The following is a 22,740-nucleotide window of genomic DNA, read 5'->3' on the forward strand; positions in this document are numbered from 1 at the left end:
TAGAAAGTGAAGGACCGTGACTGACACCACCGCAGGCAAGCTCGCCGACCTCCGGCAGAAACTGGAGGCTGCTCGCGAACCGGGAGGGGAGAAGGCACTCGCCAAGCGTGCCGCGAAGGGGATCTGCTCCCCACGCGAACGTCTGGCGATGCTGTTCGACCCCGGGACGTTCGTCGAGATCGGTGCGCTCGCCAAGATGCCGGGTGCCGCGGAGAGCGGCTACGGCGACGGTGTGGTCACCGGCCACGGCCTCGTTCACGGTCGCCCCGTCGCTGCGTTCTCGCACGACCAGACCGTCTTCGGCGGCACCGTCGGCGAGATGTTCGGCCGGAAGGTGGCCTCGCTGATGGAGTGGGCGGGCAAGATCGGCTGCCCGATGGTCGGCATCAACGACTCGGCCGGCGCCCGTATCCAGGACGCGGTCACCTCGCTCGCCTGGTACGCCGAGATGGGTCGCCGCAACGACCTGCTCTCCGGTCTCGCCCCGCAGATCTCGGTAATCCTCGGCAAGTGTGCGGGTGGTGCCGTGTACACCCCCGCCAACACCGACATCCTCGTCGCCGTCGAGGACAAGTCGTACATGTTCGTCACCGGCCCTGATGTGCTCAAGCAGGTCAACGGCGAGGAGATCTCCGCCGAGGACCTGGGCAGCGCGCACAACCAGGCCCGCTGGGGCAACATCCACCACATCGCGCCCGACGAGAAGGGCGCCTTCGAGTGGGTCCGCGAGTACCTGCAGTACATGCCGTCGAGCGCGTATGAGGAACCGCCGGTGATCAATCCGGGCCTCGAGCCGGAGATCACCGAGTCGGACCTGTCGCTCAACGACTTCATGCCGGACAACGACAACGCCGGTTATGACATGAAGGACATCATCATCCGGCTGTTCGACGACGGTGCCTTCCACGAGGTGGGAGAACTGTTCGCGCCCAACATCATCACCGGGTACGCGCGCGTCGACGGCCGCTCGGTGGGCATCGTGGCCAACCAGCCGAGCGTCATGTCCGGTGTGCTGGACACCGATTCGTCGGAGAAGGCAACGCGTTTCGTCCGGATCTGCAACGCCTACAACATCCCGCTGGTCTTCCTGGTGGACACCCCGGGCATCCTCCCCGGCCTGGCCGAGGAGCAGAAGGGCACCATCCGGCGGTCCGGACGCTTCCTCTACGCCTACGTGGAGGCCGACGTACCCAAGGTCACCGTCGTGCTGCGCAAGGCCTACGGCGGCGCCTACGCGGTGATGGGCTCCAAGCACCTCGGTGCCGACATCAACTTCGCGTGGCCGACCGCCAAGATCGCCGTCATGGGCGCCGAATCGGCGGCCGCGGTGCTGACCCGTCGTCAGACCGAGGGACTCTCGGCCGCGGAGGCCGACAAGGTCCGCCGCGAGTTCATCGACTTCTACAACACGATGATGGCCACGCCCTACCTCGCGGCCGAACGCGGCTACGTCGACGCGGTCATCGAGCCCGCCGAGACCCGGCTGCAACTCCGGAAGGCGTTGGCGCAGTTGCGCGACAAGCAGGTCCTCAAGACCCCGCGCAAGCACTTACTGATGCCGATCTAGCGCAGGCCCACCCCTTTTCGGCAAACCCAGCACCTCTCGGGGTGCTGGGTTTGCCCATTTGTGGTGGATCTACGGACCCCTAGTTGCCGATCGCCCGCATCGGGCCCGGCGTCCAGAGCCCGTTGTGGGTCTCGGTGGACAGGGTCAGCTCGGCGTCGGTCTGCGGCAGGATCGGGGTGAGGGCCTGGAGCGAGCCCCAGTCCTTCGCCCAGTCGTTGCGCAGATACGACGGGTAGACGCGACCGCGCATCTCGTTCTCGATGATGCCCAGCGGACCACCGGCGTCGCCGGACATCCAGCGCTGCGAGTTCACCCGCTCGCCCTCACGGTCCGGGGAGATCCGCCAGGCCGGTGTCTCGAGGACGCCGTGCTTGACCTGAGCCGGCCGCTGGCACGGGAACGCGAGTCCGGCCTCCCAGTCGATGAGGACCGGATCCTCGCTGCCCACGAGCGAATCGAGCGTCTCCATCGACGAGACCCGCGGCGGCGTCACCGCGAGCCACTGATCGCGCAGCGGCGAGGTGTCCTCGGCGAGCACCCGGACGACCGTGGCGCCCGGAGGTGCCTGGTCCAGCGGGAAGCGCAGGTTGCGCCACTCGGGAGCGCCGCCGATGTCCAGCGGGACCATCTGGCCGGCGGGGGCGACCGTGCCGTCCGGCGCGACGCGGCCGAACTGCAGCCTGACCTTCTGGCCCGGCCGGACCACCGCGAGGTCGTCGATGTACTCGACGTAACCCGCGACGGACATGGTGATCAGCGGCTGGTCGTCGGAACGCTTCCCGGGCAGCTGATACCACTCGGAGGTGAGGCTGCCGGTTCCGGTGGGGGAGTTGTAGGTACCCAGCACCGGGGTCTTGGCCGGTGACAGTCCGAACGGCAGCTTCACCGTCGAACCGTTGACGCCCGCCTGAGCGGTGCGTCCGCCACTGGTGTCGCTCGACGCCGTGGTGTCGTCGGAGCTGCTGCTGCTGTCCTCGGTCGGATCGGACTGTGTGCGATCGACTTCGGCGGTCGACGTGCCGGCGGAGTCGTCGGACTCTGCCTCGGTGTCCTCGGAGAGGTCCGAGGCGACGCCGTTGGGATCGAAGCCCACCGCGCCGGCGCCCGTGAGTGCGGAACCGGGCGACGGGTTGTTCTGTCCGGCAACGCGTGCCGGAGCCAGTAGCCCGGCGGTCGGATCGCCCTCCACCAGCACGGCGTCGGCGAGCGCACACGGCTCACCCTTCAGGGCGTTCACGTTGGAACTGAGCCACGACCATGAATTGCGCTGCGTCCAGTCGGCTTTCGCGAACGAGACCAGGGTGAAGCCCAGCATGATGGTCGACACGACGATGATCGACGGGCTGCGCAGGCGCGCGAACAGCGACGTCGACGCACCCGCGCGGAAGGTCTCGTCGACGTAGTCGTCGCGGAAGTGCTGCCACAGGCCCAGCAGCGTCAATGCGACGGCAACGGCGAGGATGCCGGTCCACAGCGGGATTCCCTTGACGTCGGGAACCGCGTCGCGCCAAGGGATTCCGTAGCTGCCGACGTACCACCACTGGTTGCGTCCGGAGAACGCCAGCGCGAGGACGTAGGCGCAGGCGGCGGCGAACAGCGTGCGGTTGCGGCGGCGCCGCATGATCGTCCGGTCCGCGCAGGCGGTGGCCACCGCGGCCAGCGCACCGCCGATTGCCGCATACACACCCATCTGGTGGGTCCACTTGGTCGGCAGGAACGCCATCAGGACCGCCGACCCGGCCACCATTGCGAGCAGGCGCCAGGTGGGCGCGGTGGCGATCCCGGGCAGCCGTCGGCGGTTGAGCAGCATGATCACCACGAGGATGAAGCAGGTGAACACGATCAGGACGCCGAATCGCCGCGCGATGCCGCCGTCGGCGGTCGGGTTCATCAGCATGTAGTAGCGCATCGGCTCTTCCCACCACTTGTTGGTGGGACCGACCTGGCCGTTGACCGACACCGCTTCCAGGATCGGTGCGAGCGGCTGGTCGGCGAAGATCTCGAACATCACTGCCAGACCGGCGGCCAGGATCGGGAGCAGCAGGGGCAGGACGCCGTCGCGCCTGCGGCGCACCACGAACCGCTTGAGCAGCGGGCGGATACCGGCGACGAGTGCGATCGCCGCGATGACGCCGGTGGGATGGATCGTCAGCGTGAACGCCGCCGAGATGATGGCGACGGTCAGCGGGAAGAACCGGCCGGTGGCGATGGCGCGTTCGACGCAGACCCACGTGAAGAGAGTGCCGAGCGCGATCAGCGGTTCGACGCGCAGGCCGTTGTTGTAGGGCATCCACACGGCGAGGAAGACCAGCGCGGCTGCCCAGATCGCGGGTGTTGATTCGCGGACCGCACGTCCCAGCCGGGGGATCGCGGCACGGGAGATCAGCCACCACGACGCCATGGCGAATCCGAAGGGCAGCAGGCGGAGCCACGGAGTGGCGGTGCTGATGTCCATCCAGACCGACAGGTACTGGTAGTGCCAGCCGAACGGATCCTGCGGCACACCGAAGTAGCGGTAGTAGTTGTCGAGATAGCCGGCCTCCCGGGCGATCCGGCCCACCGTCACCTGATATCCGTCGTCGGCGGTGTTACCGCCGACGAACAACCAGATCAGCAGGATGAGGGTGACGAACCCGTCGACCGGACGCACACGCCACCAACCGGCCGGGAAGACCTTGTGGTGTCCACGCGCATCCCGGGCGTCGAGGACGGCGAGGGCGACGAGCGACAGGATGGTCGACGCCACGCCCAGCACCAGCAGCCAGAACTTGAGAGTCGTGGGGGTGGAGACGAATCGGGTGTCGATGGTCGACCGGAAGGACAGGCCCTCGGTGGACACATTCGACGGGAGCCCCGAGTAGACGCCGATGATCTGGGGCCGTGCGTTCGGGTCCTTGAGGTCGAACTCGTGGATCGCACCCTCGGCCTCGGGCACGCCCTGGATGGAGCCGCGACTGCCGTCGGTGTCGGCGTCGACGACGATGCGGCAGCCGGGGGCGTTCTGAGCGGCGGCACGAGGAGTGTTGAGCAGGACCACATTTCGTTGAACGACCTGCAGGTTGTCGGCGGTGGCCCGGATGAACAGGCCGACCTTTCCGGCTTCCGCACCCCCCTCGGGCACCGTGGACAGCAGGACGCCGCCGTCGCGCGGGAGCGACGCACCCAGCGCACAGGGGACGGAGACCTCCATCGACACCGGCACGAACGACACGCTCGGTGCCGCGACGTTGGCGACCGAACCCTGTTGCGGCCAGGCGAGCTCGGACTTCGTGTAGTCGACGGGCAGGAACGGGCTCAGCAGCGCCAGCAGGATGCCGAGTGCACCCGCCGCCATCGCGACGATGCGGGCCTTCCCGGCGTGACGCTCGGAGAAACTGTCCCGGCGTTCGGTCACCGGTGGGTCGTCGTGTTCCGTCTCGACGGGAACGTCAACGCGGTCAGTCATCTTCGGGCACCACCCTGATCGGGCCGGGTCGTGACCAACCCCAGTTGGTCGACGAACCGGTCATCACGTCCGCGGGCCGCGCCTGCGGCACCAGCGGGTTGAGTCGCTGCAGGTTGCCCCACTCGCGATACCAGTCGTTGTCGAGATATGTCGCCACCGTCGACGGCCGGGTCAGCGCCTCGACCGTCGTCAGCAGGCCGCCGTCCTCGGTGGCCATCCAGGTCTTGGACTGCGAGTTGGCAATCCACGACTCCGGCAGGATTCGCCAGTCGGGGATGTCGAACACGCCCTCGTGGGCGGTCATCGGCCGCTGACACGGGAACCAGGCGCCGGCGGCGAAGTCGATGAGAACCGGATCGGTCGATCCGACCACCTGCTGCAGGGTCTCGAGGACCGGTGCACGCGGAGGCGTGATCGCCAGCCACTGGTCGGCGTCGAGGTTGTTGTCCTTGGCGACGATCCGCATCGCGGACGCGTCGGCGGGCACGCGGTCCATCGGGATGCGGAGGTTGCGCCACGGCTGGTTCGAACGTTCCGCGTCGATCGGGACCGCCGGTGCGCCGACCTGGACGAACTCGCCGTCGACCTCGCGACCGAACTCGACCTGGAGTGACTGTCCGAAGATCGGTACACCGTCGCGGTCGTAGGTGAAGACGGCACCCGCGGCGGTGATGACGATCAGCGGCGAGGCAGCGCGGTCCGGCAGGCGGTACCACCCGGTGGTCAACGTGGCCTGTCCGTCGCTGGTCTCGTGACTGCCCATGACGGGGGTGGTCGCGGGGTCGAGGCCGTACGGGAGCGCGGCGGTGCTGCCGTTGACCCCGCGCGGGCCGACGCCGCCCGCGGTGCCGGGATTGGAGCCGTACACGATGAAGGTCTTGGACAGGTCCGCCGAGGTGTTCATCGCGCCGGGCTTCTGGGCACCGGCCTGCGGTGTCAGATCGGGTTTCACGCCGTTCGGGCTGAAGCCGTGCGAGTCGCCCGCCAGCGTCTTGGACGCCGACTGGCCGGACGCCGGGGCGAGCGTCCCCTTGTTGGGGTCGGGTTCGACGAGAACGGCGTCGGCCATCGCACAGGTGTTGCCGCGCACGGAGTCCAGGTTGGCCGACAGCACGGTGAACGTGTCGGCCCGGCTGACCGCGGCCTTGGCGAAGACCGCGAGTTCACAGGCGACGATGAGGACGGCGATCGCCGCGATCGGTGCCGAGGCGACCCCGATACGCCAGCCCGCGGGTGCGGCTCCCTTCTCGTGCGCCAGACCGGTCTCGTCGACGAAGTCCATGCGCAGGTGCTGCCAGATCGCGAACACCAGCGCGACGACGGCCAGCGCGAGCAGCACCGTCGAGACCTGCATGCCCGCGACGACCGGCGCCTTGTCGAACCAGGCGATGCCGAAGTCGTACGGCCAGGGCCACGCGTTCTTGCCGGCTGCCGCGGCGGCGCACGCCACCAGCAGTCCGGCGATCAGGATCGACAGGTTGCGCAGCGTTCGACGCGCGGCCTGGCCGATCGCGACACAGGCGACGGCGGCCAGTGCCGCGCCCAGACCGGCGAAGATGCCGAACTGGATCGTCCACTTGGTCGGGGTGAACGACAGCAGCAGGATCGTCAGCAGCGACGCACCCAGGACGCGCCACACCGCGCCGGGATCGATGCCATCGATCCGCTTGCGGCGCAACATGATAGCCAGTACGAGGAACATCGACACGGCGAACAGCAGCACCGGGATGCGTCGTGCGAGCGCACCGTCGGTGTGGTTGACGGCCAGGAAGTAGTAGCGCAGCAGCTCCTGGTACCAGGCCAGCGTCGGCCCGACCGAATAGCGGATGCGGATCGCCTCGAACACCGTCGCGAGGGTCTGGTCGCGGAACACGACGATGACGACGAGCGCGCCGGCGCCGAGGACTGGTGCGAGTAGCGGCAGCAGACCGTCCTCACGGCGTCGGCGGACGAGGATGCGCAGCATGGGTCGTGCGCTGGCGATCAACAGTGCCAGCGCGACCAGACCGTGCGGAGCCAGCGCCAGGGTCAGCAGCGCGGTGAGCGCGGCGAGTGCCGCGGGGAGTATGCGGCGCGTGGAGACCGTGACCTCCACCGCCCACCAGGTGAGCAGCGTGCCGAGCACGATGATGCCCTCGCTGCGCAGGCCCGAACACATCGGCAACCAGAACGCCAGGAACACCGCGGCGCCGGTCAGCATCGCCCACTGCGACCGCCGGACGGCGCGACCGAGACGAGGCAGCAGCACCCGGCTGAGGATGAACCACGCGGCGAGGCCGGCGATCAGCGACGGCAGGCGCATCCACAGGCCCGTGGTCGAGATCGTCGACCAGTAGGCGAGGAAGCTGTAGTACCAGTCGAACGGGGCTTCGGGAATGCCGTAGAAGCGGTAGTAGTCGGACAGGTAGCCCGCGTCCGCCGCGTTGCGGCCCATGTTGAGGATGTAGCCGTCATCGGGTGAGCCCGCGCCCAGGAAATGCCACACGACGAGCGTCAGGGTGACGCCGATGTCGGTGGGGGTGGGGCGGAGCGCCGAACGCAGACTCAGCCCGCGCCCGACTCGACGGTGATAGCCGTGGATTCGGTCCAGCCGGCCCACGGCGACCAGCGCGACGATCGCCGCGACGATCCCGACGATCATGACCAGCCACTTGATCACCGAGGGCGACGAGTCGAAGCGGTCGTCGATCTCGATCCGCACGTCGATGCCCGACGCCCGGACCTGCTCAGCGGTGAGGTCGGTGAAGACGCCGGCGATCTGCGGGTTCGACGAGGGTTCGGCCAGTCCGACGTCGCCGCCGCCGGCGGTGGCCGCACCCGGCGGCAGACCGACGAACTGGGCGCCCGTCGTGGTCGCGTCGGAGAAGATGCGCAGCTCGCTGCACGCGGACAGCGCGGAGCGTGGCGCCGATGCGAGGGTCTTGTTGCGGACCGTGACCGTGACGTTCGCGGCGTCGGCAACGACGAAGAGACCGTTCTCACGGGCCTTGGTGGCGTTCGCCGGCATCGTCGAGAGGACGTTGGTGGAGGCGTCGCCGGGGGTGGACGCGAGCACCGGGCACCCGACGGTGATCTGCAGATCACGCGCGGTCTGCGCGACCAGAGGTGCGGCGACCGATGCCGACTCCGGCTTCAGCTCCTGGCCCTGCGGCCATGTGATCGACGCCGTCGACGTGCTGACCGGCAGAAACGGGGTCAGGACACCGGCGACGACCGCGACCAGCCCGGCGACCGCGGCCACGATCGCCACAGTGCGGGAGGAGCGGTCGGAAGGCTGCTGCTCTACAGGGGTATCGGCGCCGACGGCGGGCTCGTCTGTTTCGGACACTCCAGGCGACTTCGGCACAGGCGCATCGTAGTCAGCGATGCTGTGACAAACCCAAATCGTCCCGCTCCCTGAGTGGCCCCGGAGCTTGCGGAGGGGCGGCGCTCTGCTCCCTGAGTAGCCCCGGAGCTTGCGGAGCGGCGGCGTGGTGCTCCCTGAGTAGCCCCGGAGCTTGCGGAGGGGCGGCGCTCTGCTCCCTGAGTAGCCCCGGAGCTTGCGGAGGGGCGTATCGAAGGGTCAGGCGAACCGCGCGAGAATCGAGTGAACGGCCTGGGTGACGGTCATCCGGTCATAGGTCTGGACGAACTCGAAGGTGCGCTCCAGGTCGGGTCCGGCGTCGTGCTGGTCGCGAGCGGAGAGCAGGGCCGCGAAGTGCGGACCGAGAACCGCGACGTTCCATTCGTTGATCAGGTCGTCCTCGGGATCGAGGGGCGCGCGATGCACGTTGCCGTCGCGGACGTCGGGCAGTCCGACCCCGTAGACACCGGCCAGGCCGGTCTTCTCCGACATCTCCCGCCACCGCTTGGCGGTGCGTGGGGTGAAGTGTTCGGCGTACTGGAAGGTGCCCAGGACGATGGCGGCGCCGCCGATCGCAGCCTGGTGTTCCAGCGCCTTGCTCATCTCGATGAGCAGCCGCTTGTTGCCCATCCGCGGTTCGATCGAGCTCGAGGCGATCCGATACGGGGTCGACTTGTCCGGGTCTGGGGTCGTCCACACCGGCATCTCGGGCAGCGGCACGATGGTCCGCGACGCCAGTACGGACGGGTCGGACACCGGCGGGTACAGATCGCCGATACCGAACGCAGCACCCATCGTCTGAGCGGTCACGCGGGACTGCTCGTCGTCGACGCCCTCGGCGATCACCACGGCATGACTGCGCTCGGTGTGCGCGGCCAGCGCGTGCGCGAGCTGGGCGGAATCGGCGGTCGCCTGCTTGGCGAGCAGTTCGGCGCCGGTCACGATGATGTCGGGTTCGACGAGCGAGAGCAGGGTGGCGGCGTGCTCGCTGCGGACCAGGCCGTCGACGCAGATGATCTTGCCGGCGTCCCGCGCCCGGGCGACCCGGGCGAGGGTGCGTTGTGGGCTGCGCTCGACGGCATCCGGCAAGACCACCATCACATGGCGCTCGAGCGTGCGCGTCGTCTCGTCGTCGAGATTGTCGATCAGTTCGAGGTCGAGATTGACCAGCAGCGGGAGGATCTTCGCCAGCGATTGTGCGCGCGGGTCGGCAGCCATCTTGCGTTTGCGTTCGTCCAGGACCGGATGTTCCTCGACGAGGCGCGCGGCCCGCTTGAGGGCGGCGGCGGTGGCGAGTCGGGTCCCGGCGGGGCCACGAAGCTGCAGTTCGACGGCGGCCAACGCTCCGTCCGACAGCCGGCAGACCGGCGCGAACTGCATGTGGAGCTCCAGATCGTTGAACAGCGTGAATGATCGTGTATCAGCCACACGTACCTCCCCGTCAGAGCGAGGACGCCCCGATTGATCCGGTCGGACGCGCTGTCTTCACATCCTGTTCACGGCAAAAGCCTGTGCTCAGAGTAACAAAGCGTCGGTTCCCGGACGTGCGGCGATCACCGCGTCACGTCGAGAGTCGTTCGTGCAACGTGATCGGTTCGAGGGAGGAGAAACCGCGGCCGCGAACTGGGTGGTGTGGGCATTCGCGACCGCGGTTTCGGTGAGGGCCGGGGGACGGCCCTCACCGGGCTAGCGGATTTCTCGGTCAGCGCGCGGCATCGGCGGCTTCCTTCTCGCCACTGGCGCCGGCGTGGGTCAGCTCCCCGGTGTAGCTCTCGAGGTGGGCGCGGACGAACCACTGGAACTTCTCGAGTTCGGCGGTCTGCCCGATCAGGATGTCCTCGGTGATCGGGTCGATCTCGCCGATCTTCTCGATCGCGTCCCGGTGCGAGGTGATGAAACCGTCGTAGACGAGGTCGAGGGCACCGAGGTGTGCCTGCGCGGTGTCCCGTCCGATCGAGTAGTCACTCCACGAGCGGTCGGTCTCGATCGCCTTGGCCGTGCCCCGCGGCGACGATCCGAGCGTCGCGATGCGCTCGGCGACGGTGTCGGCGTAACCGCGCACCAGTTCCACCTGCGGATCGATCATCTCGTGGACGCCGATGAAGTTCGCGCCGACCACGTTCCAGTGGATGTGCTTGAGAGTGAGGTGCAGGTCGTTCAGCGCGCTGAGGCGCTCCTGCAGGATTCCGGCCACCTCGTCTGCCGATTCCGTACTGAGTCCTGGTGCCGTGAATTTACTCATGAACACGACGCTAGGTCCCGATCGCGGCCTGTTCGAGCGTCACCGGGGATGAGTGACGCAACCGAGATTGGAGATCACGGTGCGGTAACGAAGGCGGGTCGCCAGGTTTCGACGGGGCCGTCGTGGGTATCAGCCGCGCGTCCCCGTCTTCCCTGGTCACGATGTGTCAGTACCCGCTGGAACGCATCGGTGCGGGGTCGTACAAACCCGACCGTCGTGCCTCTCCGAGGTCGATCTCGGCCGGTGGCGCCGGGATGATCTCGGTGAACCGCTGCAGGCCGCCCCAGTCGCGTCCCCAGTTGTTGCGCAGGTAGGTCGGCAGCAGGGTCGGACGCAGCATCGCCTCCGTGATGCCGAGCGGACCGCCCGCGGTGCCCGACATCCAGGTCTGGCTGTTCTTCCGGGTGGCCTCCGCGTCGGGCATGATCCGCCACTTGGGCACCTCGAGGACGCCGTTACGCACCTTCATCGGCTGCTGGCATGGGAAGACCAGGCCGGGCAGCCAGTCGATGAACACCGGATCGGTCCGGCCGACGACGTCGTCGAGTGTCGCCAGCTTGCCGACGCGCGGCGGCGTGATGGCCACCCACTCCGACGACGCCGCGGCCGTGTCCTCGACCAGGATGCGCACCACGGTGGACTGCGGCGGCGAATCGGCGAGCGGGAACCGCAGGTTGCGCCACGTCGGGACCTCGCCGATGTCGATGGGGAACATCTGGCCGGTCGGCACCACGCGGCCGTCGGCGCCGAGGCGACCGAACTGGGCGATCACCTTCTGGCCCGCGTGCACGACACCGATGCCGTCGACCGCCTCGACCGATCCGGCGACCGCCATGGTCAGCAGCGGTGCGTCGTCCGAGCGTGCGGGCAGCTGATACCAGTCCGTGGTCAGGGAGGCGGAGCCCGACGGCGCTCCGTAACTGCCGAGAACCGGTGTGGCGGAAGGGTTCAGACCGAATGGCAGGCGCACCGTCGACCCGTTGATGCCGCGTGCGCCCTGGCCGCCCTCGGTCCCGCCCTGCGCCGACGACGAGTTGGCGGACTCGTCCGCACCGGCGCCGGTCTGTGCGGTGTTCTGGGCGCTCGTGGTGGCGGAGTCGTTGTTCTCGGTGGCGTCCACCGACAGCTTGTCGGGGACGCCGTTGGGCGTGAAGCCGGTCGCATCCGGACCCGACAGTGCCTGCGACACACCGGGTGCGGGACGACCGTTCACCGCTGAAGGAGCGAGCAGGCCGGCCGTGGGGTCGGCCTCGACCAGGACGTCGTTGGCCAGGCCGCACGAATTGCCGGTCAGGGCACGAGCATTCGACTTCATCCAGGACCAGGAATCCCGCTGCTCGTAGGCGCCCTTCAGGAACGATGCGACCATGAACAACACCATCAGGCCCGAGATCACCGGCAGCGGTGAGAACTTGAGCTTCGAATACCAGTGGTCACCGCCGCGGGTACGGGTCTGTTCGTCGACGAAGTCGTCGCGGAAGTGGAACCACAGTCCGGCCAGGGCGGTGACGACCGCCGCGAGGAGGATGAACCACGCGACGTTGACCCCGCCGACGGCCGGCGGACGGTCCCACCACGGCACGCCGTAGCTGCCGACGAACCACCAGCCGTTGGTGCCGGCGAAGGAGATCCCGGTGATCGCGAGAACAGTGGCCGCGAAGAAGGTGCGGTTGCGGCGTGACCGCAGCACCGCCGGTGCCATCATCGCGCCCGCTGCGGCGGCGAGACCGGCGGCGATACCCGCATACACACCGAAGTGATGGGTCCACTTGGTCGGGGTGAACGCGATGAAGAACATCGTGCCCAGGGTGACCGCGACCAGACGCCAGATCGGAGCGCGCGCAACCCCGTTCGGATGCTCGCGACGCAGCAGGCGCAGCAGCACGACGAACAGGCACAGGATCATTGTGAGCACGCCGAAACGACGGGCCAGGGTGCCGTCCGCGGTGGGCAGGATCAGGTAGTAGTACCGGATCGGTTCCTGCCACCACTCGAGAGTAGGTCCGACGTCGGAGGCGACCTTGTTGCCGGCGATGAGCGCGCCGATCGGCTGGTCGAAGAAGATCTGGAAGAGGACCGCGGTGCCCGCCGCCAGGATCGGCGCGAGCATCGGCAGCAGGCCGTCGCGGTTTCTCCGGGACACCAGGGTCTTGACGATCGGCCGGATGCCGGCGAGGAGGGCGGCGACCGCCATCAGTCCGCCGGGCGCGAGGGCCAGCGTGAACGCCGCGGTCACCACCGCGATCGCGTATGGCAGCAGACGTCTGGTGGCGATGGCCCGTTCGACGCAGCACCAGGTGAGCAGCGCACCCACGGCTTCGGCGGGTTCGGGACGCAGACCGTTGTTGAACGGCAACCAGATCGCGAGGAACACGAAGGCGGCCGACCACACGGCGGGGGTGCTGTTGCGGACCGCGCGTCCCAGGCGCGGGATCACCTCGCGGCTGATGAGCCACCAGCCGAGGAGTCCGAGCAGGAAGGCCGGCAGGCGCATCCACGGCGTGGCGACGCTGACGTTCGTCATCCACGAGATGACCTGGAAATGCCAGCCGAACGGGTCCTGGGGGACGCCGAAGTACCGGAAGTAGTTGTCCGCGTAGCCGGCCTCGCTGGTGATGCGGCCGACCGTGAAGTTGTAACCGTCGTCGGAGGTGTTGGCACCGGCGAACCACCAGAAGGCGAGAATCGCGACGACTGCGACATCCGGAGGGCGGATCGTCCACCAGCCGGTCGGCAGGAATCGCTTGTGCGCGCGACCGTCCCGGCGGTCCAGGACGCCCAGTGCGATGAGCGAGAGGATCGTCATCACGATGCCGACGACGATCGCCGCGAGCTTGAGGGGCGTCGGCGAGCTGACGTAGCGGGTGTCGATGGTCGCGCGCAGCGACAGTCCGTCCCGGGACGCGTCGGCGGGCAGATCGCTGTAGATGCCGACGATCTGGGGGCGCATCTCGTGGTCGGGGATGGCGAACTCGTGCAGACCGCCGGTGGCGGCGTCGGGCGCGGGCAGGCCCTCGAAACGGCCGTCGACGCCCTCGCCGTCGGCGTGCATCACGATGCGGCAGTTCGGGTTGGCCTGCGCCGCCGCACGATCGGTGTTGAGGAGCACCACGTTGCGGTCGATCATCGTCAGCGTGTCGGCGGTGGCGCGGACGAAGAGACCGCGGGCGGAGTCGTCCTGGCCGCCCGCCGGCGTCGTCGAGAGAAGGACCCCGCCCTGCGCGGGTAACCGGGAGGCCAGCGAACACGGCACGGACATGTCCATGTCGATCGGGACGAAGGCCACCAGCGGCGCCGCCACATCCGACACGGAATCGCCTTGTGGCCATTTGAGTTCGGCGGTGGTCTGGTTGACCGGCAGGATCGGCGTGACGATGGCGAGCAGGAAGCCCAGCAGGCCCGTGACGACGGCGACGATCTTCGCGGTGCGGTTGGATTCACTCATCGGATTGGGGCTCCACCCTGATCGAGCCGGTGCGTGACCAGCCCCATTGCGTCGTCTGTGCGGTGTCGATCTGTGCATTCGGTGCACCGGGCACCAGCGGCGTCAGCTTCTCCAGCGCGCCCCAGTCGCGGGCCCAGTCGTCCTCGAGATAGGTCGACACGGCCCGTGCCGAGGTCGTCGCCTCCGAGATGCCCAGCAGGCCGCCGTCGACCCCGGCCTGCCAGGTCTTGGACTGCGAGTTGGTCAGCGGGTAGTCACCCAGGATCCGCCACTGCGGCACCTGCGCGACGCCGTGCGAGACACCCATCGGCTGCTGGCACGGGAAGTGTGAGGCCACCCCGAAGTCGATCAGGGTCGGCGCCGACGATCCGACGACCTCCTGCAGAGACTGCAGCTGCGGAGCGCGGGGCGGGGTGATCCCGATGAACTGCTGGTCGCCGAGGTTGTTGTCCTGCAACGACAGTCGCATCACGGTCGCCGCGGGCGGGGCCGCCGACAGCGGTATACGCATGTTGCGCCACGGACGGTTCAGGATCACCGGTCCGGGATCGATGGGCAGCATGTCCGGGCCGACCTGTTCGAACGAGCCGTCCGGTCCCGGACGGCCGAACTGCACGACCATCTTCTGCCCGAAGTTCCGGACCCCGAAGGTGTCGATGGTCGAGACGGCGCCCGCGGTGCTGAACACGAGCAGCGGCGAGGCGGCACGGTCGGCGGGCAGGTCGTACCAGCCGGTCGTCAGACGCGCCTCCCCGTTGTAGCCGTGGCTGCCGAGCACCGGGGTGGTGGCGGGATCGAGTCCGAAGGGGAGTTTGGCGGTCGAACCGTTGACGGTCTCGGGTCCGCGGCCACCGGTGGTGCCCGCACCGAGTCCGCCGGTGATGGCGAACGGGCGTGCCATGCTCGCCGAGACGTTCATCTGGCCCGGTCGCTGACTTCCGGGTTCGGGCTGGAGGTCATCCGGAATGCCGTTGGGGGAGAAGCCCACCGGGTTCTCGCCGCGCAACGCCGCGGTCGCCGACGCACCACCCGCGGGGGTGAGCATCCCGGTGTTCGGATCGAGTTCGACGAGCACCTCGTCGGCGAGGCCACACGGGTTGCCGCGCAGGGTGTTCAGGTTCTCGGCGAGCACCGTCGGCGCGGGATACCGGGTGACGGCCGCCTTCACGAACAACAGCATCTCGACGACGACGAGCAGGCCGGCGATCACCGCGATCGGGGAGGAGGCGAGGAACAGGCGACGTCGGTCTGCCCGGGTTTCGCCGGGACCGGTGTCGCTGTGTGCGAGTCCACGATTGGTGACGTAGTCGAGCCGGAGATGCTGCCACACCGCCAGCGCGGCGGCGAGTACGGCGAGGATCAGGAACAGCGTCGACGCGCCGTATCCGGCGATGACGGGCGCCCGGTCGAACCAGGAGATGCCGTATTCGTAAGCGAACGGCCACGAGTTGTAGCCGGCCATCGCCGCGGCCATCGCGAAGAGCAGACCCGAGACGAAGACGGTCAGGTTGCGAGCCGAACGCGCCGCCGACTGCACGACGGCGATGGTCGCGGCCGCGGAGATCGCGGCGGCGAGACCCGCGAGCACGCCGAACTGGATCGTCCACTTGGTCGGGGTGAACACGAACAGCAGCAGGGTGACGCCGACGGCCCCGACGAGACGCCACACCGGGCCGGGATCGATGCCGCGAATGCGGGTGCGCCGCAACGTCACCGCGACCACCACGAACAGGCCGGCGAGCAGCAGGAGGAGCGGTACGCGTCTGGTGAGCGAACCGTCGTCGGTGACGACCGAGATGAAGTAGTACCGCAGGAACTCCTGGTGCCAGGAGATCACCGGACCGACGGTGTAGCGGAGTTTGATCGCCTCCAGCACAGTCGCGAGGGTCTGGTCCCGGAAGACGACGACCAGGACGACCATCCCCGCGGCGACGATCGGCGCGACGAGCGCCGCGGTCGCCGTCCACCGCGAACCACCGAGTTCGTTGCGGCGGCGGAGCAGGATGTGCAGCAGGGCACGCGCCGCGACGAGCAGGATCGCGATACCGACGACACCGTGCGGCGCGAGCGCGAGGGTGAACCCGGCGAGCCCGGCGGCGAGTGCGGCGGGAAGCAGACGACGGGTGGAGATGGCGTGCTCGGCTGCCCACCAGGTCAACAGGGAGCCGAGGACGATGATGCCCTCACTGCGGAGTCCGCTGCAGAACGGCAACCAGAACGCGGTGAACGTCAGGGCGGCGGCCCACGTCGCCCATGCACTGCGGCGCACTGCCGGACCCAGGCGTGGCAGAAGCACCCGGCTGAGGACGTACCACGACACGAGGCCCGCGACCATCGCCGGGATGTGCATCCAGAGGATCGACGAGGAGATCGACGACCACACCGAGAGGAAGCTGTAGTACCAGTCGAACGGCGCCTCGGGGATGCCGTAGAAGCGGTAGTAGTTCGCCAGGTACCCGAATCCGTCGGCCGTGCGGCCCATGTTGAGGATGTAGCCGTCGTCGGGCGATCCGGCGCCGAGGAACAACCAGATCAGCAGGATGGCGGTGACGACCAGGTCGGTGGCCCGCGGCTTGAGCGAGTGCCACCAGGCACGGGTGCGCGCCCCGATCCGGCGGTGGTACCCGAGGATTCGGTCGAGTTGGGCGAGCGCGATGAGCGCCACGATCACCGAGATCACGGCGAGGACCATCACGACGATCTTCAGCACCGTCGGCGACGACTCGTAGCGGTTGTCGACGCGGATCGAGACCGACATCCCGTCGGCGGCCGCGGCGCGGACCCGCTCGGGGCTCAGGTTGCTGAAGATCCCGGCGACCTGCGGGCGCTTCTCCGGCGGGAGCACCGTCGAGTCGCCGAGACCGACGAACTGGGCGCCCGGCCCGCTCGGTGCGGAGAATATGTGCAGTTCACGGCAACGGTCGAGGTCGGCACGTGGCGCCGTGGCCGCGACACTGTTTCGGAACGTGACGGTGACGGCCTGATCGGTTCCGGTCACCCACAGCGACGAACCCTTCGACGTCGGTGCGCTCACGGGCATGGTCGCCAGGATCACGCCGGTCGGGGCACTCGCCAGCGTCGAACACGGTATCCGGGCGTCGAGAGTCTGCGGGGTCTGCGCGATCAGCGGCGCCATCACCGACGACGTCTCGGCGTTGAGCTCCTGACCCGCCGGCCAGGTGATGTCGGCGTCGGTGGCCTTCACCGGGAGCAAGGGCGTGAGTGCGCACAGCACCACGCCGAGGACACCCGCGACGATCGCGATCAGACGGGCGGTACGTGCGGAAACACGAGACGTCGGGGCTGTCACAGGCACGGTGTTTGATCGTATGCGACCGGCACCCGCTCACCTACCGCGCACCCTGACCTTGGACTGAAGTGTCCGCTCGTCGTCAGTATCTGATCGGCGCGGGACTCCACAGACCGCTGCGGGTCTGCGTACCGGTCTCGATGTCGGCGAGGGTGTCCACGCCGCCGTACGGTTCGTAGCGTTCCAGCGCGCCCCAGTCGCGACCGATGTCGGCCATCAGGTACGTCGGCAGGGCGGTCGCCTGCTGGGAGACCTCGATCCAGCCGAGCGGGCCGCCGCCGAAGCTGTTCTGCCACGCCGACACGGCTGCGGCGAGATCCGACCCCGGCTTGATGCGCCACTTGGGGATCTCGGCGACACCCACGTCGTGGGTGAAGGGCCGCTGGCAGGGGAACCCGAGCCCGGACGTCCAGTCCACGTGCACGGGGTCGGTGCTGCCGACGACGTCCTGCAAGGTGTCCATCTGCGGAACCCGGGGCGGGGTCAGCACGATGAAGCGGTCCTCGTTGAGGTTGTCGTCGGTGGCCACGATGCGGACCGCAGTGGTGTCGGCGGGCAGCTCGTCGGTGTTGTAGCGCAGGTTGCGCCAGGCCGGGCGGGGCCCGGGGTCGATGAGTTCGGTCTCATCGGCGGCGGTCAGGTCGGCGTCGGTGGTGTCCGGCCGGATCGGGTCGGCGGTGTATTCGAGCATCACGTTCGGGTTGTCGTACTCGCCGGCCACCGACATCGTCAGCAGCGGACGGTCACGCCAGTTCTTCGGGAGCGCGTACCAGCCGGAGGTGAGGCGGGCCGGAACCTGGTCGAACTTGGAGTAACTACCCATGACCGGCGTCGTCGCGGGGTCGAGGAAGAACGGTAGTGCCGCGGTGCTGCCGTTGACGCCGGGGTCGGGCAGTTCACCGCCTCCGGTGCCCCCCGGGTTGGAGTTCAGGATCTTCGGGTCCGCCCAGACGTTGCCGGACAGCACGCCCAGCGAGCCCTCGCTGGCGGTCGACGCCAGGTCCGTCGGTACACCGTTCGGGGAGAAGCCCGAGGTGGCGGGCGAGGCGCCGGGGGCGGGGGCCGGACCGCCGAGCGGGTTGGTCAGCGACGAGTCGACGGGACGCAGCATGTCGCGGTTGGGGTCGGACTCCACCCACACCTTGTCGGCCATCCCGCATGGCTCACCGGCAACCGCCGCGAGGTTGGACCGCGGCACCGAATACGAGGAGCTCTGGTGGATGCCCGCGAAGATCGCGGTGATGATCTGGAAGAGGACGACGGCCATCGCGAGATAGGCGAGGGGTGCGGCGGCCACCGAGGCGAACAGTCGCCGGTACCAGCGTTGGTCGGACGTGTAGACGGGTGCCTTCGGATCCACGTCGGTGACATGCGGATCCGCGGAATGCGGGTCGGTGCCGGTGAAGGGTTCACGGAAGTGGAACCACAGCGCGACGAGGAGAAGTGCGAGCGACGCGTAGAGCAGGACGCTCCCGAGCATCAGGCCGCCGATCGTCACCTGCTGGATCCCCCAGGGCATTCCCCAGGAGGAGTAGTAGTAATAGGAATTCGGGCCGGTGAACGCCAGACCGCCGATGAACAGGACGAGCGCACAGAACAGGGTGCGATTGCGTCGTGAGTGCATCGACTGCTGACTCGCGGCGATCGCGGCGATGGCCGCCAGCGCGGCGGCGATACCGGCGAAGACACCGAAGTGATGGGTCCACTTGGTCGGTGTGAACATGAGGAACACCAGCGAGGCGAAGGTGATCGCGACGATGCGCCGAGTGGGTCCGATGGCGGTGCCGGGGATCCGGTTCTTGCGGATCAGGACCGCCGCGGACACCACGAGGCCGAGGATCATCGCGAGGACCGCGAAGCGTCGTGCGATCGACCCGTCGGCGGAGAAGGCGAACAGTGCCGAGTATCGCCCGAGCTCGTTGTACCAGTTCATCGACGGCCCGAGCGCGGTCTTCATGCTCGACGCCTCGGAGAACGAGCGCAGGGTCAGGTTCGAGAACACCACGAAGACCACGAAGCTGCCGGCGGCCAGGATCGGGGCGATCAACGCGACGAACGACCATCTCAGCGCGTGACGCGAGGTCGAGTCGCCGGTGATCACCCGGGCGCGCTTGATCAGCGCCATGATCATCGGTCGTGCACCGGCGATCAGCGCCGCGACCGCGAGCACACCGGTGGGACCGGCGGCGATGCTGAACGCGCCCACCAGACACGCCACCGCGGCCGGCAGCAGCCGACCGGTGGCGATGGCGCGTTCCACCGAACACCAGGTCAGCAGGGCGCCGAGGCAGATGATCGGCTCGGGACGCAGTCCGTTGTTGAACGGGAACCAGCAGGCGAGGAAGGCGAAGGCGGCGGTCCACGCGACCATCGGGCGGGTGACCGCGGCACGACCGAGCCGCGGGATCACCTCGTGGCTCACGATGAGCCACACCAGGATTCCACAGGCGAGCGCCGGAAGCCGCATCCACGGACTGGCCACCGAGACATGACTGAGCAACCCGAACACCTGGTAGTACCAGCCGAACGGCGCCTCCGGGGCGCCGTACCAGCGGAAGTAGTTGGCGGTGTAGTCGCTGTCCTGCGCGACCCTCGACATCGTCAGCAGATAGCCGTCGTCGGAGGTGTTGGGGCCGATCATGTGCCAGAGGATCAGCGCGCCGATCACCACATAGTCACGTGTGTTGAGGCGCCACCAGCGGGCCGGGAAGATGCGCCGGTGCCGACGACCGTCGGTCGAGTCGAGGACTGCCAGTGCGGCGAGCGAGAGCAGCGTCGAGCTGACACCGACGATGACGACGAGCAACTTCGAGATGGTCGGGGCGGTGTTGTACCGGGAGTCGACGGTGACATGCGCGTCGAGGCCGGCGACATCGGACGCCGGACCCGACAGGTCGGTGAAGAGACCGGTGACCTGCGGGCGCTGATCGGGCGAGTTCTTGAAGGCCTCTTTGTCCTCGGTGGTTCCCGCGAGCGGATCGCCCGCGTCGTCGGTCATGCCGACGAATCCGGCTGTCACCGCGCCGGAATCGGCGTGGACGACGATCTCGCGGCAGTCCTGCGTGCGGATGTCCTGGAGGCTCGCCGAGACCAGCGGGACGTTGCGGATGACGACCTCGACGCCCTGGCGGTCGGCCGGGACGTCGGCGGCACCGGTCTTGCGGATGAACAGGCCGCGCTCGGCGGACTTCTCCGCCTGCTTCGGTGTGGTCGAGAACAGTACCGAACCACCGGGCGGCAGGTCGTCGACCGCCGTGCACGGGATGGTGACGTCGAGGTCGACGGGGGTGTAGCCGATGAGTGGGGAGGCGACCGAACCGATCTGTCCGTTCTGCGGCCAGTTGATCTCCGCGGTCTTCTGTTCGACCGGCATCAGCGGCGTGGCCAGCGCGAGAAGGAACCCGAGCAGGCCCGTGACTATGGCGACGATCCTCGCTCGTCGAACGGTCTGCGCTGGCACAAAGAGAGATGGTAGCCGCTGAGGTGTCTCGCCCCGGTCGGCGAGGCGGCGGAGACTATGGTGAACCCATGTCCGACTCCACGTCCGATGCCGCCGGCGTCGAACCGTTGCCGATCCTGCTGCTCAACGGGCCGAACCTGAACACACTCGGCACCCGGGAGCCCGCGATCTACGGGTCCGAGACACTCGACGACGTCGTCGACCTCGCCGAACGGACGGCATCGGAACTCGGCTTCGGTCTGCGCGCCGCGCAGACCAACCACGAGGGACAGATGATCGACTGGATTCACGAATCGGTCGGGAAGATCAGTGGCATCGTCATCAACCCCGGCGGGTGGACCCACACGTCCGTGGCCCTCGCCGACGCCCTGGTCGTACCCGGCGTGCCGATCCTCGAGGTGCACATCAGCAACGTGCACCAGCGCGAGGCGTTCCGGCACCACTCCTACGTCTCGCCCATCGCGGCAGGCGTCATCGCGGGCTATGGCATCCGTGGATACGAGTTCGCGATCCGGAGACTCGCCGAGTTGGTCGACTGAACGTCTTATTGCAACCGGAGGGTTGCAAGTCGTGGGTCATGGTGCAACCATTGAGTTGCATCATTCGAAACGGCCCAGGAGGCGTCATGAGTGGGACCGATCCCCGATCCGAAAACGAAACGACAACCACCGCAATCGATGACGAACTCGATCGGATCGAGCGGGAGATCGCCATCGAGGCGACCGCCGAGCGCGTCTGGCAGCTCGTCAGTGAACCCGGCTGGTACATCAACGACAGCGTGATCACCGATCATCGAATCGACCGCGACGGAGATCTGTCGACCGTTCACGATCCGGTTCACGGCGCCTTCGTCTTTCGCACCGTGAAACTCGACGAACCGCGATACGCCGCCTTCCGGTGGCTGGCCGACGCATCCGATCCCGACTCGGAGTCGACGCTCGTCGAGTTCTAGATCACCGACTCCGGGTCCGGAGTGATCCTCAAGGTCGTCGAGTCGGGATTCGCCTCGCTGTCGGGTTCGGATGCGGATCGGCGGGCCAAGTTCGACGGCAACACCGAAGGCTGGAAGATCGAGCTCGAACTGGCACGCACTCACCTGGCGAGCGGTTCTCGTGCCTGACGTCGCCCCGGTCGAGGTCTTCGGTGCTCTCGCCGACGAGAGTCGCTGGCACATCCTCGTCAGATTGGGAACCGAACCCGCGTCGGCGTCGACGCTCGCGACCGAGTTGCCGATCAGCCGTCAGGCGATAGCCAAACACCTCAAGGTCCTGACCGATGCGGGCCTGGTCACGGCGTCACGGGCCGGTCGTGAAATCCGTTACGAGGCGGTCGGTTCGGAGCTCTCGCGCCTCGCCCGGCACCTGGACACCATCGCGCGAGGATGGGATCGTCGTCTGGCAGGCATCAAGAAGGCTGCCGAGGGAGACTGACCCGTCAGAACGGCGGCGGGTCTGCCTGGTCGGTGAGGCGCTGCTTCTTGTTGCGGGCACGTTCGGCCCGCCGGCGTGCGTGTTTGTTGGCAAGCCGGTTGGTGGGCGGCGGGGCGTCGTCCCCGGTGATGACCCTGGGTGTGGGTGGTGCCTGGGGTGGCTGTTCGTAGCGGATGCGTCGCAGGTTGGGGAAGAAGTCTTCGAGGGTTTCGGCGTCACCGGGAATTACCACGCCTTCCGGGGTGCGGTATTCGGTGACCAGGTGGCCGTCGTCGTCGCGGTACTGGACATCGATCCAGTCGCCGAAGGTTTTGTGCAGATGCCCGAACCGGCATTTGGCGTTGAGGTTTTCACTGGAGGTGTCCCCGCCTTGGGTGGGGTTGGTGTGGTCGTACTCGGTGACGTGGTCGAGGTCGCTGTCGAATGACGAACCCGCGCAGCCGGGTTCGGTGCAATAGCCGTCGCGCACGCGCACGAAGTCGGCGCACGCGGTGGTGG

General features: G+C 68.1%; 11 protein-coding genes and 1 pseudogene. 4 read left to right on the forward strand and 8 right to left on the reverse strand.

Features of this window, described 5'->3' with window-relative positions:
* Positions 1 to 16: 16 nt before the first annotated feature.
* A complete protein-coding gene (locus NWF34_RS17815) occupies positions 17 to 1,567 on the forward strand; it encodes an acyl-CoA carboxylase subunit beta (protein WP_258325673.1) in 1,551 nt (516 codons plus the stop codon).
* Between the two features lie 79 nt (positions 1,568 to 1,646).
* Here the strand turns inward: NWF34_RS17815 and NWF34_RS17820 are convergent, their stop codons facing one another.
* The 7 genes from NWF34_RS17820 to NWF34_RS17850 form a co-directional block, all read right to left on the reverse strand.
* Positions 1,647 to 5,012, reverse strand: coding sequence for an arabinosyltransferase domain-containing protein (locus NWF34_RS17820; protein WP_096272754.1), 3,366 nt, complete (start codon positions 5,010 to 5,012; stop codon positions 1,647 to 1,649).
* Entirely contained in the window at positions 5,005 to 8,262 is a 3,258-nt protein-coding gene (locus NWF34_RS17825; protein WP_096272756.1) for an arabinosyltransferase domain-containing protein, read from the reverse strand. Before NWF34_RS17825 ends, NWF34_RS17820 begins: the two co-directional genes overlap by 8 nt.
* Before the next feature lie 312 nt (positions 8,263 to 8,574).
* The gene (locus NWF34_RS17830) at positions 8,575 to 9,783 is read right to left on the reverse strand and encodes a DICT sensory domain-containing protein (protein WP_024498793.1); all 1,209 of its coding nucleotides are present in this window, start codon (positions 9,781 to 9,783) and stop codon (positions 8,575 to 8,577) included.
* Positions 9,784 to 10,057: 274 nt separating this feature from the next.
* Positions 10,058 to 10,597, reverse strand: a complete 540-nt coding sequence (locus NWF34_RS17835; protein WP_024498792.1) for a Dps family protein — start codon at positions 10,595 to 10,597, stop codon at positions 10,058 to 10,060.
* 166 nt (positions 10,598 to 10,763) lie between these two features.
* Positions 10,764 to 14,042, reverse strand: a complete 3,279-nt coding sequence (locus tag NWF34_RS17840) for an arabinosyltransferase domain-containing protein (protein ID WP_006438292.1) — start codon at positions 14,040 to 14,042, stop codon at positions 10,764 to 10,766.
* Positions 14,035 to 17,358 carry an arabinosyltransferase domain-containing protein gene (locus NWF34_RS17845; RefSeq protein WP_375295684.1) on the reverse strand — a complete coding sequence of 1,108 codons (3,324 nt, stop codon included), beginning with the start codon at positions 17,356 to 17,358 and terminating at the stop codon, positions 14,035 to 14,037. Before NWF34_RS17845 ends, NWF34_RS17840 begins: the two co-directional genes overlap by 8 nt.
* A gap of 76 nt (positions 17,359 to 17,434) precedes the next feature.
* A complete protein-coding gene (locus NWF34_RS17850) occupies positions 17,435 to 20,812 on the reverse strand; it encodes an arabinosyltransferase domain-containing protein (protein ID WP_258325674.1) in 3,378 nt (1,125 codons plus the stop codon).
* 68 nt (positions 20,813 to 20,880) lie between these two features.
* On the opposite strand from NWF34_RS17850, the gene aroQ reads away from it, so the two are divergent.
* From aroQ to NWF34_RS17865, 3 genes and pseudogenes are all read left to right on the forward strand, one after another.
* Complete coding sequence (gene aroQ, locus NWF34_RS17855; RefSeq protein WP_006438295.1) at positions 20,881 to 21,351, forward strand: type II 3-dehydroquinate dehydratase; 471 nt, start codon at positions 20,881 to 20,883, stop codon at positions 21,349 to 21,351.
* A gap of 86 nt (positions 21,352 to 21,437) precedes the next feature.
* Positions 21,438 to 21,932 (forward strand): annotated as a pseudogene (locus tag NWF34_RS17860) (ATPase).
* Positions 21,925 to 22,242 (forward strand): metalloregulator ArsR/SmtB family transcription factor, encoded by a 318-nt coding sequence (locus tag NWF34_RS17865; protein ID WP_006438297.1) that lies wholly within the window; start codon positions 21,925 to 21,927, stop codon positions 22,240 to 22,242. The pseudogene NWF34_RS17860 and the gene NWF34_RS17865 overlap by 8 nt, the downstream one beginning before the upstream one ends.
* 4 nt (positions 22,243 to 22,246) lie before the next feature.
* Here NWF34_RS17865 and NWF34_RS17870 read toward each other — a convergent pair.
* A partial coding sequence (locus tag NWF34_RS17870; protein WP_258325675.1) for an HNH endonuclease signature motif containing protein occupies positions 22,247 to 22,740 on the reverse strand: 494 nt, incomplete at its 5' end.

The sequence above is a fragment of the Gordonia sp. GONU genome (assembly GCF_024733855.1).
Lineage (GTDB): Bacteria > Actinomycetota > Actinomycetes > Mycobacteriales > Mycobacteriaceae > Gordonia > Gordonia amicalis.